16 protein-coding genes are annotated in these 15,744 nt (G+C 70.5%); 11 read left to right on the top strand and 5 right to left on the bottom strand.

Going from position 1 to position 15,744, the window contains the following annotated elements; all coding sequences use genetic code 11:
• Positions 1-9: 9 nt before the first annotated feature.
• A complete protein-coding gene (locus ACGG9C_RS06980) occupies positions 10-360 on the bottom strand; it encodes a hypothetical protein (protein ID WP_390178431.1) in 351 nt (116 codons plus the stop codon).
• A gap of 251 nt (positions 361-611) precedes the next feature.
• On the opposite strand from ACGG9C_RS06980, the gene ACGG9C_RS06975 reads away from it, so the two are divergent.
• From ACGG9C_RS06975 to ACGG9C_RS06945, 7 genes are all read left to right on the top strand, one after another.
• Positions 612-1,310 carry a hypothetical protein gene (locus tag ACGG9C_RS06975; protein ID WP_390178430.1) on the top strand — a complete coding sequence of 233 codons (699 nt, stop codon included), beginning with the start codon at positions 612-614 and terminating at the stop codon, positions 1,308-1,310.
• A gap of 298 nt (positions 1,311-1,608) precedes the next feature.
• Complete coding sequence (locus ACGG9C_RS06970; protein WP_390178429.1) at positions 1,609-2,454, top strand: hypothetical protein; 846 nt, start codon at positions 1,609-1,611, stop codon at positions 2,452-2,454.
• Between the two features lie 150 nt (positions 2,455-2,604).
• Complete coding sequence (locus ACGG9C_RS06965; protein WP_390178428.1) at positions 2,605-3,372, top strand: response regulator transcription factor; 768 nt, start codon at positions 2,605-2,607, stop codon at positions 3,370-3,372.
• Positions 3,373-3,377: 5 nt separating this feature from the next.
• Positions 3,378-5,021: a sensor histidine kinase gene (locus ACGG9C_RS06960; RefSeq protein ID WP_390178427.1), complete on the top strand. Its 1,644-nt coding sequence runs from the start codon at positions 3,378-3,380 to the stop codon at positions 5,019-5,021.
• Positions 5,018-6,202 (top strand): hypothetical protein, encoded by a 1,185-nt coding sequence (locus ACGG9C_RS06955; protein WP_286721403.1) that lies wholly within the window; start codon positions 5,018-5,020, stop codon positions 6,200-6,202. The genes ACGG9C_RS06960 and ACGG9C_RS06955 overlap by 4 nt, the downstream gene beginning before the upstream one ends.
• Before the next feature lie 9 nt (positions 6,203-6,211).
• Complete coding sequence (locus ACGG9C_RS06950; protein ID WP_390178426.1) at positions 6,212-8,008, top strand: DUF4012 domain-containing protein; 1,797 nt, start codon at positions 6,212-6,214, stop codon at positions 8,006-8,008.
• 68 nt (positions 8,009-8,076) lie between these two features.
• Positions 8,077-8,622: an LPXTG cell wall anchor domain-containing protein gene (locus ACGG9C_RS06945; RefSeq protein ID WP_071044946.1), complete on the top strand. Its 546-nt coding sequence runs from the start codon at positions 8,077-8,079 to the stop codon at positions 8,620-8,622.
• Between the two features lie 16 nt (positions 8,623-8,638).
• On the opposite strand, the gene ACGG9C_RS06940 is transcribed toward ACGG9C_RS06945, so the two are convergent.
• Complete coding sequence (locus tag ACGG9C_RS06940; protein WP_194383798.1) at positions 8,639-9,355, bottom strand: endonuclease/exonuclease/phosphatase family protein; 717 nt, start codon at positions 9,353-9,355, stop codon at positions 8,639-8,641.
• A gap of 114 nt (positions 9,356-9,469) precedes the next feature.
• On the opposite strand from ACGG9C_RS06940, the gene ACGG9C_RS06935 reads away from it, so the two are divergent.
• Positions 9,470-10,492 carry a glycoside hydrolase family 6 protein gene (locus ACGG9C_RS06935; RefSeq protein ID WP_286721398.1) on the top strand — a complete coding sequence of 341 codons (1,023 nt, stop codon included), beginning with the start codon at positions 9,470-9,472 and terminating at the stop codon, positions 10,490-10,492.
• Between the two features lie 111 nt (positions 10,493-10,603).
• Positions 10,604-11,665 carry a response regulator gene (locus tag ACGG9C_RS06930; RefSeq protein ID WP_390178425.1) on the top strand — a complete coding sequence of 354 codons (1,062 nt, stop codon included), beginning with the start codon at positions 10,604-10,606 and terminating at the stop codon, positions 11,663-11,665.
• Between the two features lie 69 nt (positions 11,666-11,734).
• Here ACGG9C_RS06930 and ACGG9C_RS06925 read toward each other — a convergent pair whose 3' ends face one another.
• Positions 11,735-13,192 (bottom strand): glycosyltransferase, encoded by a 1,458-nt coding sequence (locus tag ACGG9C_RS06925; RefSeq protein WP_071045038.1) that lies wholly within the window; start codon positions 13,190-13,192, stop codon positions 11,735-11,737.
• A gap of 47 nt (positions 13,193-13,239) precedes the next feature.
• Positions 13,240-13,962: a fructose 1,6-bisphosphatase gene (locus ACGG9C_RS06920; protein WP_390178424.1), complete on the bottom strand. Its 723-nt coding sequence runs from the start codon at positions 13,960-13,962 to the stop codon at positions 13,240-13,242.
• Here ACGG9C_RS06920 and ACGG9C_RS06915 point away from each other — a divergent pair.
• Positions 13,940-14,101 carry a hypothetical protein gene (locus ACGG9C_RS06915; protein WP_176759424.1) on the top strand — a complete coding sequence of 54 codons (162 nt, stop codon included), beginning with the start codon at positions 13,940-13,942 and terminating at the stop codon, positions 14,099-14,101. The genes ACGG9C_RS06920 and ACGG9C_RS06915 overlap by 23 nt on opposite strands.
• A gap of 76 nt (positions 14,102-14,177) precedes the next feature.
• Positions 14,178-14,795 carry a hypothetical protein gene (locus tag ACGG9C_RS06910; RefSeq protein WP_071044942.1) on the top strand — a complete coding sequence of 206 codons (618 nt, stop codon included), beginning with the start codon at positions 14,178-14,180 and terminating at the stop codon, positions 14,793-14,795.
• Between the two features lie 8 nt (positions 14,796-14,803).
• Here ACGG9C_RS06910 and truA read toward each other — a convergent pair whose 3' ends face one another.
• Positions 14,804-15,649 carry a tRNA pseudouridine(38-40) synthase TruA gene (truA, locus tag ACGG9C_RS06905; RefSeq protein WP_071044941.1) on the bottom strand — a complete coding sequence of 282 codons (846 nt, stop codon included), beginning with the start codon at positions 15,647-15,649 and terminating at the stop codon, positions 14,804-14,806.
• Between the last annotated feature and the right edge of the window lie 95 nt (positions 15,650-15,744).

Raw genomic sequence — 15,744 nt, 5'->3', positions numbered from 1 at the left:
GGAGCCGACCTAGGCGATGGCCGCGGGAGGCGCGACCCTCGCGGAATCGACGTCGAAAGGGATGACCGCGTCGAGGTCGACCGTGAGCCCGGCCGTGGAACTGGCCCGGTTGGCCAGTTCGCTGAGTGTCGGGGCGTGCAGCGGTTCCGGATCGACCGAGCCGAAGACGAAGCGCAGCGGGATGGACGGTTCGATCCAGAGAGTCGATCGCCCGCCCTCGTCGTCGGCGGCGTTGCGCCACGACATGGTGAAGCTCTCGTGACGACGGAGCTTGGTCGCGATGACGACCTTGAGGTGCGCGAGCAGGCGATCGGGGAACTCGATGGGATCGGGCAGATTGCCGTAGTAGAGGTGGCCCATGGGATGACATCCCTTCGCCTCGCGGAGGTTGCAGAGACCGGCTACGCGAGAACTGACGCCGATAGGTCAAACCCTACCTCTCATGCACGCGACCGGCACCCCGATGAGAGGGATCTCACCCGCATTCGTCGGCCCCGGGGTGGCCGAGCGCGCGCGGCTTCGATAGCGTGAGCGGATCGAGGACGCCGCGGCGACAACCCCGACTCGCGATGCGGAGCCGTCCTCCCGATCTGCGGAGTGGTGTGCGCGTGATGTCACGACGACGGCGAAGGCTGTTCGGCCTTCCCGCGATCGTCGTCGGCGGCGCCCTCATGCTCCCCGGATGCTGGTCGCTCGCCGACGGCGCCACCGAGTACGACGCGACGGCGGGTATCGACATCGACGGCGAGATCGATGCGACCGTCGAGGGCGTGGCAGAGGACCGTCCGCCCGCCGCCGATCCGGCCCCGACCGATCCCACGCCGCCTCCCGCTCCCGATCCCCTGCCCCCGGAGCGTTCGGACACGGCGCCCATCGGCGAACGAGAAGCCGATTCGCGCGATTCCGTGGCGACTCCGGATCCTCCGACTCCGACGTCGCCGCGTCCGGCTTCTCCGCCGCCGGCTGCGCCGGCGACGGCCGATCCGTCACCCGCACCTCCACCCGCCGAGAAGGAGGCAGACGAGGAAGCCCCTCCGGAAGAGGACGAAGCCGTTCAGGAAGAGGAGGAGCCCGCGGACAACGAGGCAGACGCGGGCAGCGACGGCGACAGCGACCCGGGGGATGACCTCGCCGCTGAGGAGCCGGAGTCGAGCGACGATGCCCCGGTGGAGGTCCCGTCGACCGAGGCGGATGCGGACGCGCCGAGCGGCGCCGACGCTCCGCCGAGCGGCGTCGAGGACGAACCGGGATCGGTCGAGAAGGACCCATGCGAGCCTGCGGGTCATCTCCTCGACGCCGTGACGGCCTGACCCAAACGGACAGCGACCCCGGCACTGGGGTCGCCGGGGTCGCTCTTCCGCTTTCGAATGGAGCGGTCGGATACCCGAAATCCGCCGGTCCGCATCAGCGGGGAGATGCTTCGTCGACGACGATACGTCGCAAGGCGCGGATGCGTCTGTCATCCGTTCGGGGGACAAGACCGAGCGATCCGCGTGATCATGCGGTTCGCGCGACCGCCGATGAGAGGATTCTCACCCCTCCGCGACCGCAGGGCCCGCTGGTGCGACGCGATCGAACACGACGCACCGCCGTGCTACCGTGCGGCGCATGGGGAGTCGGCGCACGGTCTCGATCGTCGCGCGCAGAACGTCCGTCCTGGCCGCCGCCGCGCCCACCGCCACCTCGTCGCAGCGCACCTACCGCTACCTCCGCATCGGCACCGCCGCGACCGTCGTCGCGATCTTCACGGCCGTCGCCTCGGCGAGCACCACGGTGGGCGTTCTGCCTTCCGTGAGCGCGTACTACTACTCCCCCGCTCGCGACGTGTTCGTCGGCGCCCTGATCGCAGCCTCCCTCGCGCTGTTCGCCCTGTCGGGGCGCGGTCCGTCCCGGGCGCTCCTCGACGCAGCGGCGCTGTTCGCCCCGCTCATCGCGCTCGTGCCGACGACCCCGCCGGCGTCGGGCACCGCGGTCGAGACCGGCACGTCCGTCGTGACCTACGTCGTCATCGGTGCGATGGCCGTGGCCATCGCCATCGTCCTCACCGCGGCGAGGAGCACCGACCGGATCGGCGCAGGGATCAGCATCGGCGCCGCCGCGGCCGTGCTCACCGCGGTCGCGGCGACGGCGTGGACGGCGCCTGACGCGTTCGCCCGCTGGGCGCATCCGATCGCGACGCTGGTCTTCTTCGCACTGATCGCCGCCGTCGCCGTGCTCGCGGCGACCACGCGCGCCGACCCCGTCGCCCCGTGGATGCGCGCCGGCTACATCGCCATCGCGGCGCTCCTGGTGGTGACCGGCATCGCCTACGGGGTGATCACCGCGACCGGGTACGACGCCGGCCTGCCTCCGGTGCTCGTGTGCGAGGTCGCCGCCCTCACGCTCTTCCTCGCCTTCTGGGTGCTTCAGACGGTGCAGTGGTGGAACGATCCCGATCCGGCGATCCGAGCGTGATCGCGCGGCAGGCGGCGATCGAGCCCGCACACGACACGGTCGGAAGTGAGTACCGCAAGATGAGCGCAAGGAATGTGAGACAATTCAGCCACGCCGCGGATGGGGATGCGGCCAGGTTCGGATCGTGAGTTCCAGCGGGGGAGGCGAGAGATGACGACAGCCGACCGCCGTACCGCGGTGATCATCGAGGACGACCCCGACATGCGCGCCGTGATCGCGGAGGTGTTCGTGGGCGCCGGCTTCGAGGCGGTGCCCGTCGCCGACGGCGAGGAGGGCGTACGCGCCGTCGTCGAACGCGACCCCGACGCCATCACCATCGACATCTCCATCCCCGGGATCGACGGCTTCGAAGCCGCGCGCCGCATCCGTGCGGCGTCCGACGCCTACATGTTCATCATCTCCGGGCGCGCCGACGAGGTCGACGCCGTTCTCGGCCTGAGCGCCGGCGCCGACGACTACATCGCCAAGCCGTTCCGTCCCCGCGAACTGCGCGCCCGCATCGATGCCCTCGCCCGCCGCCTCGAGCGGCAGGAGAAGGCGGCGCCGAACGCTGTCGCCGCACCGGTCGAGCTGCTCGCGCACCGCGACGTCACCCTCGATGCCGACAGCCGGATGGTCTCCCTCGGCACCGACGACCCGGGCCTGACCCGCAGCGAGTTCGACCTGCTGGCGGCTCTGCTGCGCACGCGGCGCCGCGTGCGCAGCAAGGCCGAACTGGCTCGCATGCTGCGCGGCGACGCCACCGAGGACACCTACGTCAGCGACGCCGACGAGCGCGCCGTCGAAGCGCACATCACCAACCTGCGCCGCAAGCTCGGCGACAGCTCGGCCGCACCGCGCTACATCGAGACGGTGCGAGGCGTGGGCTATCGCCTCACCGAAGCCGACGGCGACGCCTCCGCGGCGGCAGCCGGGTAGGCGGCATGCGGGGGCCCGGCGACACGACCGCTGCCGCGCGCACGACCCCCGCCGGGTCGAAGCGCGCCGTCAGCACGCGCACACGGTCGATCTGGCTGTGGCAGCTCGTGCTGGCCGCGGCGGTCGTGGTGATCATGCTGGTGATCACGACGCTCGACCGCGACCGGCTCACCGAGCCGCCCCTCATCGTCGGCGCGACGATGCTGATCCTCATCAGCGCCGCGGTGATGTTCATCCCGTGGGATCGCGTCTCGCGCGACGCGGTGGTGGCCGTGCCATTGGTGGACACCTTCGCCGTCGGGGTGATGTCGCAGGGCGGTGAGCTGCGGCTGGAGTTCCTCTGGTGCTTCCCGGTGGCGTGGATCGCCACGCACTTCCCGGCGAGGTGGCTCGGGGCCGCCTTCGCGCTCATCTCCGCCGTCATCCTCTTCGAGGCGGTCGGGGCGGGAGCGACCTCGCGCATCACCCTGCGGTTCGCGATCGTCGTGCTGTGTCTGGCGTTCCTCGGGGTGCTCTTCCGCCAGATGTCGCGCCGCACGACGGCCATGAAGTCCCTCCTGCGCAGCCAGGCCGACAGGACCCAGCGCACCCTCGCCCGCGTGTCGGCGCAGCAGGAGCGCGCCACCCAGATGTTCGACGGCGTGCCGATCGCCATCGCGCGGGTGACCCCCAACGGCGACCTCGTCTCGCCCAACGCCGCCTACCTCACCCTCTACGGCATCGACCCCGACGATCCGACGCAGCCCCCTCGCACGGTCGACTACGAGTCGCAGCGCGGTCGGGCGCTCTCCGCCGACGAGCGGCCCGTGCATCGCGCTGCCCGCGGCGAGCATCTCGACGGCGAGCGCGGCTGGGTGTTCGACACCACGGGGCAGTGGCGTGCGGTGTCCGTCTCGACGCGGCCGCTGCCTCCGGTGGGCGATGAGAGCCCCAGCACGCTGCTCATGGTCCAGGACGTCACCGAGCTCACCCAGGAGCGGCGCGGACGCGAGAACCTGGCCGCGGTGGTCTCCCACGAGCTGCGCACCCCCATCACCGTCATGCTCGGCAATGTCGACCTCATGCGCGACGACGACAACCTCACCCCCGAGCAGACCGGACGCCTCGACACGATCGACCGGGCTGCCGAGCGGATGCTCGCCCTCATCTCGAGCATCCTCACCACCGATCGCGACACGTCGGTGCCGCACGAGCCGGTCTCCCTCGTGTCGCTGCTGCGCGAGTCCGTCACGTCGTTCTCGGCCGCCGCGCGCACCCGCGACCAGTCGCTCACCCTCGACATCGCCGGCACCTTCCGCCTGGCCGGCGACGCCTTCCGCCTGCGTCAGCTCATCGACAACATCCTCAGCAACGCCGTGAAGTACACGCCGAACGGCGGCACCATCCGCGTCGCCGCCCGTACGCACGACCAGCAGATCGAGGTGTCGATCAGCGACAGCGGCCTCGGCATCGCCGAGGAGGACATCCCGCACCTGTTCGACGACTACTTCCGCGCCCAGGAGGCCGTGGGCAGCGGCCTCCCCGGCTCGGGACTCGGCATGGGGATCGCCAAGGCCATCGCCGAGGCCCACGGCGGCACCATCCGCGTCGAGAGCACCGTCGGACGCGGCACCACCGTCACCATCACCCTCCCGGAGGACACCGCGTGAACTCTGCCGTCGCCCTGAACCTCGGAATCAGTCAAGCCACCGTCGCGACCCTCGCGACGGCCCTGATGATCGGTCTGGGATTCCTGCGCCGACCCTCGGCGGCCACGGCGCTGTGGTCGATGGCGTTCGTGCTCGCGATGATCACCTCCTATGCCTCGATCAGCGCCGAGGCGGCGACGCAGGAGTCCGCCCGCGTGGCCGCACTCGGTTTCATGCTGGGCGCACCGGCGTTCATCTGGAGCGGCCTGCGCGCCGCCCGGGGCGCGGCGTCCTTCGCCTGGATCGCGCCGCTGCAGGCTCTGGTGTCAGCCAGCGTGCTCGTGGTGCTCGCCGGCACGCCCGGGTACAGCACCGGGTTCGCGCTGCTCTACTTCGCGTCGTCGCTCGTGGCGGGGCTGACCGCGTGGGAGCTCTTCCGACGCCCCGACCGCGGCGGAGGGATGCTCCTGCCGCTCACCCTCGTCTCGGGCGTGTACACGCTGCTCGGAGCGCTCGTCGCGGTCGTCACGATCGCGACCGACCCGGCCGGCGGCGGCGACCTCGTACTGGTCCGCACGATCAACGCGGTCGCGATGATCGTCTACATGATCTGCGCACTGGTGTCGCTGCTCTTCCTGTCCGAGAACCGCGACGACGGCCTCAGCCGACGCGGGAACGACCTGCGACGCGTGATGCAGGACCGCCTCGCCCGCGCCGAGGACCGTGACGACACGGCGTGGTCGCTGCTGACGATGACCCTCGACGATGTCGGCGACATCCGTGCCGCCGCGGGCGAGGGTGCGTTCACCGCGACCATGGAGCGCCTGATCGCGGATGCACGCGCCACCTTCCCCGCCGAGTCCGACATCGGCCCGGGCGCCGGTCCGGGGTCGCTCCTCATCCTCGTCGCGCGCTCTGAAAACGAGGTCCGCGAGCACATGCGCGCGTTCCTGCGACGCCTGGGCACCATGCGGCCGGAGCAGCCGCTGGCCACGCAGCTGTCGGCCAGCATCGGATGGGCGCCGGTCCGCGAGGTCGGCTTCGATCTCGAAGCGCTCATCGCCGCCGCGGCCTCTGCCGAAGCAGAGGCGCGCGCCGCCGGCGGCGACGGCTGGTACCGCGTCGGGAATGCGCGGCGATCGGCCTTCCCCGCGATCGAGAAGGGCTCGACCCACAGCGGCTCCACACCGCCGGCCCCCTAGAGTGTCAGCGTGACTTCCCCGCCCTCGTCGCCCGTTCTCCCGCACGCCGTCCGGGTGGCGGGAACGGTGTTCGCGGCCGTCCTCGGCGGGCTGCTCCTGCTGGCGATCATCGCGGCCGCGTGGGTGGGCGTGCGCGGCTTCCTGGCCTACGGTCACCTCCGCGATGCGCAGACCACGGCCGCCCTCGCACGCGATCAGCTGACCGATCCGGCGACGGCCGCCGATGCGATCGCCGAGATCGCCGACGACACCTCTGCCGCTCGCGGCCTCACCACCGACCCGGTGTGGAGCGCGGCCGAGCATCTGCCGTGGGTGGGCCCGCAGCTCGCGGCCGTGTCGACGATGACCGCAGCGGTCGACGACGTCGCCGGGTCGGCCCTGACTCCCCTGGTCGAGGTCGCCGGGTCGTTCGACGTCGATTCGCTGCGCCCTCAGGACGGACGCATCGACCTCACGCCGTTCACGGAGATCCAGGATGCCGCCGCCGCGGGCACCGCGGAGCTCGTCGACGCCGCCGACACCGTCTCCGCGATCGACCGCGACCCCCTGGTGACGCCGGTGCGCACCGCGGTGCGCGAACTGTCCGCCCTCCTGGCCGAGACCCGCGACGGCGCGGGCGCCGTCGCGCGCGCCACCGCACTGCTGCCGGCCATGCTCGGCGCCGACGGACCGCGCACCTACCTGCTGCTCTTCCAGAACAACGCCGAGTGGCGCTCCCTCGGGGGGATCACCGGCGCGGTGGCGGCCATCCGCACCGACGGCGGAGCCCTGTCGCTCCAGGCTCAGGCTTCCTCGAGCGACTTCCCGCGCTACGACGATGCCGTGCTCCCCCTCGACGAGGAGGTGCTCGGCATCTACGGCACCCGGCCAGGCCGGTACATCCAGAACGTCACACAGGTTCCCGACTTCGCGCTGTCGGGTGCGCTCGCGCAGGAGATGTGGGAACGCGAGACGGGTGAGACGGTCGACGGGGTCATCGCCGTCGACCCCGTCGCGCTGTCGTACCTGCTCGAGGCGACCGGTCCGGTGACTCTCCCCACCGGCGACGAGCTCACCGCCGACAACGCGGTGGACCTGCTGCTGAACGAGGTCTACTTCCGCTACGAGGTCCCCGCCGAGCAGGACGCCTTCTTCGCCGCCGCCGCCGCAGCCGTGTTCGAAGCCGTCGCCGGCGGAGGCGCGGACCCCGCGGCCCTCCTCTCCGCCCTCACCCGGGCCGGCGACGAGCACCGACTGCTCCTGTGGAGCGACCACGAGGAGGACCAGGAGCTCCTGGCCGACACCACGCTCGCCGGCGGACTGCCCGTGACCGACGACGACACGGCCCGGTTCGGGGTGTTCCTCAACGACGGCACGGGCTCGAAGATGGACTACTACGTCACCGCCGACACCGTCGTCGGCTGGGACACGTGCATGATCGACGACGCCGGAGACGCGCAGGGCGAGGCGACCCTCGGGGTGACCATCACCAACACCGCCCCCGGCGCCGACAGCCTGCCCCGCTACATCACCGGCGGCGGCGGATTCGGCGTGCCCGCCGGCACCGCACGGACCGTCGGCTACCTCTACCTGCCGGAGGGCTGGGACCTCGTCGACGCCGAGATCGACGGCGACGTCGGATTCGGCGGCGGAACCCACGACGGCAGGCGCGTGCTCACATTCGAACTCGACCTGGAATCCGGCGAGCAGGCGAGCGTGTTCGTCACCGCGCGACCGAGTGAACCCGGTGCACCGACGGTCGAGGCGGTGTCAACCCCCCGCATCGGCGAGGGCACCCGAGTTGTCGCCACGTGCCCGCCCGCTTAGACTTCCCGCCAAGGGGAGGACACGTCCCCGTCGCCACGCGCTTCACTCGCCGCCACGAGGGACCCCCCATGACTCGCCGGATCACCCGCCTCCTCATCGCCGCTGCCATCTCGATCGCCGCGGTCGCTGCACCGAGCGCGGCGAGCGCCTCGACGATCTATCCGCCGGCCGGTTCCTGCACGACCAGCCCCGCCACGATGACCGCCGGCAGCACCGTGACCTTCGCGTGCTCGGGCGGCACGTTCTCGGCAGAGGAGCCGGTCACCGTCACCGTGACGGGAGAGAACGGCGCCGACAGCACCTTCGGCATGATCCGCATGGCCATCAGCACCGCCAGCGCTGGATTCACGTCCACCTCGGAAGGCGCGCTGGAGGCCGTCCGCATCACCCTTCCCGCCAACGCGAGCGGAACCTACAACATCGCCGCCGTCTCGCCGACCTCCGCCGGCGGCACCGCCGCCGCAAGCATCACGACGGCCGAGGGCCTTCCCACCACCGGACTCGACCAGTCGTCGCTGGCGATCGTGTGGATCGGCGGCGGAGCGCTGCTGGCAGCCGGCGCCGTGCTGGCGATCGTCGCCGGCGTGCGCCGCTCCCGCGACCGCAACTCCTGATCCCCCACAGGCCGCGTCAGGACTCCGCGGCGAAGGTGCGCGCCGCCGACGCGGAAGCGCCGCCGACGGTGGGATGCGCCGTGACGAGGATCGGGAGGTGGTCCGACCGCCCCTGCGGCAGCGTGCGCACCTTGTCGACGCGGAAGCCGATCGACGTGGCGAAGTCGTAGTGTCCGCGGAAGAACCGGTACCGCGTGTAGGTCCGCGCGTCGCTGAGACTCAGCTCGTAGCCCTGTTCGCGCACCTTCTGCCCGAGGTTCTCCTTGAAGACGGGGTAGTTGTAGTCACCGACCATGAGAGCGGGCAGACCCTCGCCGAGCGAGGTCAGCTCGGTCAGCGCGGTACGGATCTGATGGCGCCTGAGGGAGTTCAACGCGGTCAACGGTGCGGCGTGGAACGACGCCACGATGAATTCGTGCCCGTCGTCGATGTCGTGGAGGCGCACGCCGAGCAGGCGCTCCTCGGCGGGCTTGAGCACCATGTCGTGGAGGGACTTCTTCAGGGCGAGCGAGCGCACGTCGACCGCGCGGTAGGAGTTCTCCCGGTAGTACACCGCGAGCCCCAGCCGGTTCCGCTGCGTCGCGTCGGCCAGCCTCAGGCCGCCGATCGTCGGGGGGATCTCGCGGGTGTCGTACTCCTGCAGGCACAGCACGTCGGCGCCGTGGTGCTCGACGAGATGCGCCAGCTCACCGGCTGCCCGGTGCTTGCGCAGGTTGTAGGAGATGACCTTCATGGTGCCGCCAGCCTATTCCCGCTCCCCGGCCGACCGGCGCTCATCCGGTGATCCCATAGCCGACCCGTAGGTGCCGCGCGTTCGGGTGACACCGGCTCGGGATAGCATCGAGTCGTGACTGTACGTCCGGCACCCGTGCGGCGACGGTTCGGGATGCCGCGGTGGCTGCTGTTCACGCTGCTGGGCCTCGCCGCCGTCGTCACCCTGGCGATCCTCGCCGGGATCGGTTCGCTCATCACGTGGGGAGTGCAGACCCTGTCCGCCAGACCGCCCGCCGTCGGAACGACCGTCGTCGCCCCGGAGGAGTCCAAGGCCGCCCGTGCGCTCGACGACCTCACCGCGGGCTCCGCGGAGTACGAGGCGACCGCCTACCTCTCCGAGCAGCCCACCACCTACTGGCTCACGCCGGAGGAGGATCCGATCGGCACCGCGACCGCGCGCGTGTCGAACCTCGCGTCCGAGGCCCGCGACACGGGTACGGCGCTCTCCGTCGCGGTCTACGGCCTGCCCGGACGCGACTGCGGCAGCTACTCCGCGGGCGGACTGGTCGAAGAGGACTACGCCACCTGGATCGACGAGATCGCGCGCGGCCTGGATGCGGCACCCGACGTGCAGAAGATCGTCATCCTCGAGCCGGACAGCCTGGCACTGGCACCCGAGTGCGGCAACGTCGAGGAACGCGTCCGTCAGCTGCGCAACGCCATCGATCGACTGACCGGCACGAACACCTGGATCTATGTCGACGGCGGACACTCCAACTGGCTCCCCGCCGCCGACATGGCCGCCCTCATCGAGGCCCTGGACCGCAGCGACGCCATCCGCGGGTTCGCCACCAACGTCTCCAACTACAACCACTCCACCGAGGAGTTCGCCTACGCGCACGAGCTGTCCGACCTTCTCGGCGGCTCCCACGCGATCATCGACACATCGCGCTCCGGCGCGGGCTCCAACGGCGACTGGTGCAATCCCTCCGGGCGGCTGGTGGGTGAGCCGGGCGGAACCCTCGGCGACGAGGTGGTCGACACCAACCTCTGGGTCAAGCCGCCCGGCGAGAGCGACGGCACGTGCAACGGCGGTCCCGCCGCCGGCGTGTGGTGGCCCGAAGCGGCGGTCGAGCTCACCCGCGAGGTTCGCTGACCGCCCGCTGCGCGCAGCGCCCCGCGCGCACTGTGTAGCATGACCGGAAGGCAGAATCTTGCACTGTCGCCTCCCCTGGTCCGCACCCTTCCCCGAGCCGGAGCTTCGCCGATGACCGACCCATCGCTCGACCTCAAGACCGCCGTCATCGTCGAGGACGACCCGGACATCCGCCATCTCCTCCGCGAGGTGCTCGAGGCGGCCGGGTTCTCGACGGTGTCCGTCGGCAACGGGATCGACGGCGTCCGCGCGGTCATGTCGTATCGGCCGCTGATCACCACCCTCGACGTGAACATGCCGGGGATCGACGGGTTCGAAGCCGCGCGCCGCATCCGCTCGCAGAGCGACACCTACATCATCATGCTCACCGGGCTCGAGGATGAGGCCGACGTCGTGCTCGGGCTCGGCTCGGGCGCCGACGAGTACATCATCAAGCCCTTCCGTCCGCGCGAATTCCGTGCGCGCATCGACGCCATGCTGCGTCGCCCCCGGCAGGACGCCCCCGCCCCGGCGGCGCCCCGGCAGGACTCGGTCGGTCCGTCGTTCCCCGGCGGCCGCAACACGTCGCGCGGCGCACAGCCTCCCGGATACGACGGCGACTCCGGCTGGGGCGTCGCCCCGGCGGTCGGCGAGGGGACCGACGGTTCGCACCGGAACGGCTACGACGCGCCGCGGCCCGAGATCGCACAGACCCCGGGCGACCCCGCGACCTACCGCCTGCCGCCTGGCGCCGACGCCCCGCCGCAGTGGAACGCGGCGGAGCCCGAGCGCCCCGCCCCCGGCACCGACATCGAACGCGCCACGCACGGCGGCGCGGTCGAACTCGCGGGCCCCTCGGTGATGACCCACCGCGACCTGCAGGTCAATCCCGACAGCCGCGTCGTGGTCGTCGGCGGCGATCAGCTGGAGCTCACGCGCACCGAGTTCGACCTGCTCGCCACGCTCATGGAGTCCAAGCGTCGCGTGCGGAGCAAGGCCGACCTGACCCTGGTGCTGCGCGGCGAGTCCTACGTGACGTCGTATTTCGTCGGCGAGGCCGACAAGCGCGCCATCGAGGCCCACATGACGAACCTCCGCCGCAAGCTCGGCGACAACCCGAACAATCCGCGCTACATCGAGACGGTGCGCGGCGTCGGCTACCGCATGACCAGCGAACTGACGGCCTCGAACTGACGCCGACGCGAAGAACGGCCCCGCACGAGCGGGGCCGTTCTTCGCGTCATCCGTCACACCTCGTCGCCCTCACACCTTGTAGCCCTGGTGGCGGCGGATGAGCTTGAAGAACATCAGCAGCGTCTGGATGACGGTCACGACACCCACGATCGGCCACCCGATCCACAGGATCGTCGACTGCACCACCGGGTCGAGCATCGACCAGATCACCGCGAGGGCGACGAACACGGCCACGAGCAGGATGAGCGGGATCCAGTGGGTGCTGCCGCCACCCTTCTCCGCCTTGGCCTGCATCGCCCAGTTGTCGACCTTCTTGCGCGACAGGAAGCGGGTCCACGATCGCAGGAAGTGGCTCAGCCGGATCCACATGAAGATCTCGGCGGGGAAGACCAGCCCGGCGAACATCACGTCCCGCGAATTGCGGTTCTCCATCGTGTAGGCGATGCGCAGGTTCAGCAGCACGGCCATGAGGACCGGGATCAGCCACCATGCCGAGAAGACGAACGCGTTGATCGACAGCGACGCCGCCAGCAGGGTGATGAACGCGACGCGCACGAAGAGGTTCGTGAGCATGCCGAAGTTCTCGAACCAGCGCAGGCGCAGGTTCGGGTGGAACGGCTGGCCCTTCGTGTCGCCGCGCTGGCCGGGCCACATGAGCTCGATGGCACCGTAGGTCCACTTCACCTGCTGGGCGTCGTAGCCGCGCAGCGTGGTCATGCCGCCGACGTCGGCCCGCGAGAACGGGCTGATCTTGGTGAGGTACCCGGCGCTCTTGATCTGCAGGGACAGCAGCGAGTCCTCCACTTCGCTGTCCTTGACCCACGGCGTCGACTGGTGGTTCTGACGCATCACCTCGCGAAGGGCGTTGGTGGAGAAGATCGAGAACTGTCCGCCCAGCACGGCCATGTTGCGCCCGCGCAGCAGGTTCTGCAGGTTGAACGCCGCGAACTGGGTGCGCTGACCGGCGATGAGGAACTTGCCGATGAGGCCCTTGATGGGCCGGTCGTCGATCGAGTAGATCGCGGAGATGCCGCCGATGCGCGAGTCCGACACCGCCTCGGTCTCCAGGTACTCCACCGCGCGCGAATCGGCGGTGGTGTCGCCGTCCACCCCGAGCAGGTAGTCGTAGCCCTCCACGAGCGAGTAGCCGTAGTTGAGGGCGCCGACCTTCTTGTCGGGGTTCTTGCCGATGTCGTGCACGAAGACCTCGGTGAACTGCTCGCCCATCTCGGTCTCGAGTTCGTGGGCGCCGGCGAACTCTGACGCGATGCGCACCGTGGCATCGGAGGTGTTGTTGACGACGACGTGGATCACATCCGGCACCCGCGTCTGGGCGAGGAGCGACTGGATGACGTCGGCGATCGACTCTTCCTCGTTGTACGCCGGAATGATGCATCCGATGGTCGACCGGTGGCCGGTGGTGTTCTCCAGCACCGCCGAGAAGTCGTCGGCGAAGCCGGGCTCGGACTCGGCACGGGGCTCGCGCGGCAGGATGGAATCGGGCGCGTGGACGGCGTGCGGTGTCATCTGCCGGGGGCTGTTGACGTCCGTCATGGTGATCTCCCTCACGCCGGTCACTCTTCGGTCGTTGCGTCGGAGGATATCGCGATCGGCAGGTACTGGTACACGGTCTGCTGAGAGAACGACGTGTCGTCGTCGGCGACGCCCTCCACGGCGATCGTCATCGCGAATTCCAGCGTGATGCCGTACGTGTCCGCGGGCAGCTGGTTGATGGTCGTCTCGGGCACGAGCAGACCGCCCTGGTAGCTGTTCAGCAGCAGACCCCGGTCCGAGCGCAGGGTGTCCGTCGGCACGAGCGTGCGCGGGTCGGAGCTGAACTGGAACGGGTTCTGCACCTGGCCCGACGTCTGCGCGGTCTGCGAGGTGATCGAGATCGACGAGATGTACACGCGTCGCTTCTGTGTGAGCACGGCCTTCTCGTCCACGTAGTTGTCGTAGACGTTGACGGCGAAGCCGAACGTCTTCGGGGTCGTGGAATCCCACTCGTTCGTCCGTTTCGGATTCGCAGCCCACACCTCCAGACGCAGCTCGAGCTGATCGGCGACGTCGGTCGAGAGGGCGACGGAGCCGTCGTAGGTGAACAGCGAGTCGAAGGCGATGTCCTCGGTCGTCAGCGGCGTGGGGCTCGCGTAGGCGACCGGCTCCTCCGCGACGCCCTGCTGCTGCAGCCCGTTGAACACCTCGGCCAGCTGCGAACAGCCGGCGAGGGAGACGGCGAGCCCGAAGGCTGCGCCGACGGCGAGGATGCGACGCGTGGCCGACGACGAGATGCTCACGATGTTCCGCTCCAGGTTCAGGGGTGCCGCCGGGCTTCGGGTCCCCGGCGGCGTCTCGGGGGTTCCCCGCGACAACACACAGGCAACCACGCCGATCACGCGTCTTGAGGTTCTTGAGCTTGTCTTGAGCGAGCCTTGAGGCTCGCGCCTCTCCCATCGGTCGGCGGGCGTCGCGGCTCTCGTAAGCTGGGGAGCACACGGAGCCGGGAGGGCACATGGGAACAGCACGACGCGTCGGCACGGCGACGGCGGCCGCGGCTCTCGCCCTGGCTCTCGCCGGATGCGGCCCCGCGCCGTGGGAATACGGCGACGGCGGCGACGCCACCCCGACCCCCACCCGCACCTCCGCCTCCCCGGCACCCGCGCCGGTGCCGAACGACCTCTCGAGCGGATCGACGCAGCGCGAGCTCGTCGCCGGTGCCGTCACCGCGACCGTGGACTACTGGTCGACGCTGTCGATGGACCTGTGGACCGCGGAGGCGGTCAAGCCCGTGAGCATCTCGATGGTCACCGAGGTCACCCCCGACGACGGCCAGAAGGTGTACCTGCAGAGCGCATCGATGGTCGCGGTCGCCCTCGACGCCGACGGCGTGACGATCGACGCCCTCGATCCGCAGACCGACACATCCGCCGTCTCGCCCGGCTACCTCGTGCTCTCGCCGTACAGCTATTCGCAGACCTTCAACGTCGGCGCCGTGCCCGCGGACACCGCCGCCGTGCAGCTCCAGTTCACCTACGACTTCCTCGTGCAGACGACTCCCACGTCGAAGGAGTACGCCAAGCAGACCGCGAGCGACACGCTCACCGTCGCCATCTTCCAGCCCGGCGAGTAGAGCCCGGGTCAGTCCCGGTCTCGGCGGTTCCGGGTCTGCGCGGCGCGCGCCGCGAGCAGGTCGTCGGCCGGATACCCGACCTCGGTGAGGGTGAGGCCGCGCGCGGCGAGCACCTTCACGTCGGGAACCCGCACCAGCCGGTCGCGAATCTCCGCCAGGTCACCGGCGGTCAGGCGGCCCTCGCCGACGGCGACGCATCCGCCCACGAGGGCGCGCACCATGCTGTGGCAGAACGCGTCCGCCTTGACGTTGGCCACCAGCACCCCGGCGGTGTCGCGGTGCCAGTCGAACTCCAGGAGCGTGCGGATCGTCGTCGCCTCATCCCGCGGCTTGCAGTACGCCGCGAAGTCGTGCAGGCCGATCAGCGACCGCGCCGCCTCGTCCATGGCCTCGACATCCAGCTCGCCGCGCACGGTCGTGGTGCGGAGCCGTTCGAGCGGGTCGTATCCCGCACGCGCATCGGTCAGGCGATACGCGTAGCGCCGCCAGACCGCGGAGAAGCGGGCGTCGAATCCCTCCGGCGCCACGCGGGAGGCGTGCACGGTCACATCCGCATAGGCGCCGAGCACGCCGCGCACGCGCGCGGCCAGCGCCTCGACCGGATCGGCGTGGGGGGCGCGGGCGCGGCGCGACAGCATCCGCTCCGTCTGAGCCGCATCGAGGTCCACGTGGGCCACCTGACCGGAGGCGTGCACCCCGGCATCGGTGCGCCCGGCGACGACCAGTCGCGGGGTGCCACCGATCACGCGCGCGAGTGCGTCTTCGATCTCTCCCTGAACGGTGCGATGCGCGGGCTGGCGCGCCCAGCCGCGGAAGTGCGTGCCGTCATAGGCGATGTCGAGACGGATGCGCACCGCTCCAGCCTATGTCGGGCGGCCCTTCCGGCGGATGCTCGGGGAGTTCCCGCACGGGAGTCGTACACTGACGTGTCGCCCCCTCCTCCCCTCCT

Source organism: Microbacterium sp. MTN4-26, assembly GCF_042846595.1.
Classification (GTDB): domain Bacteria; phylum Actinomycetota; class Actinomycetes; order Actinomycetales; family Microbacteriaceae; genus Microbacterium; species Microbacterium luteum.
This window is presented reverse-complemented; position numbering and strand designations above follow the sequence as displayed.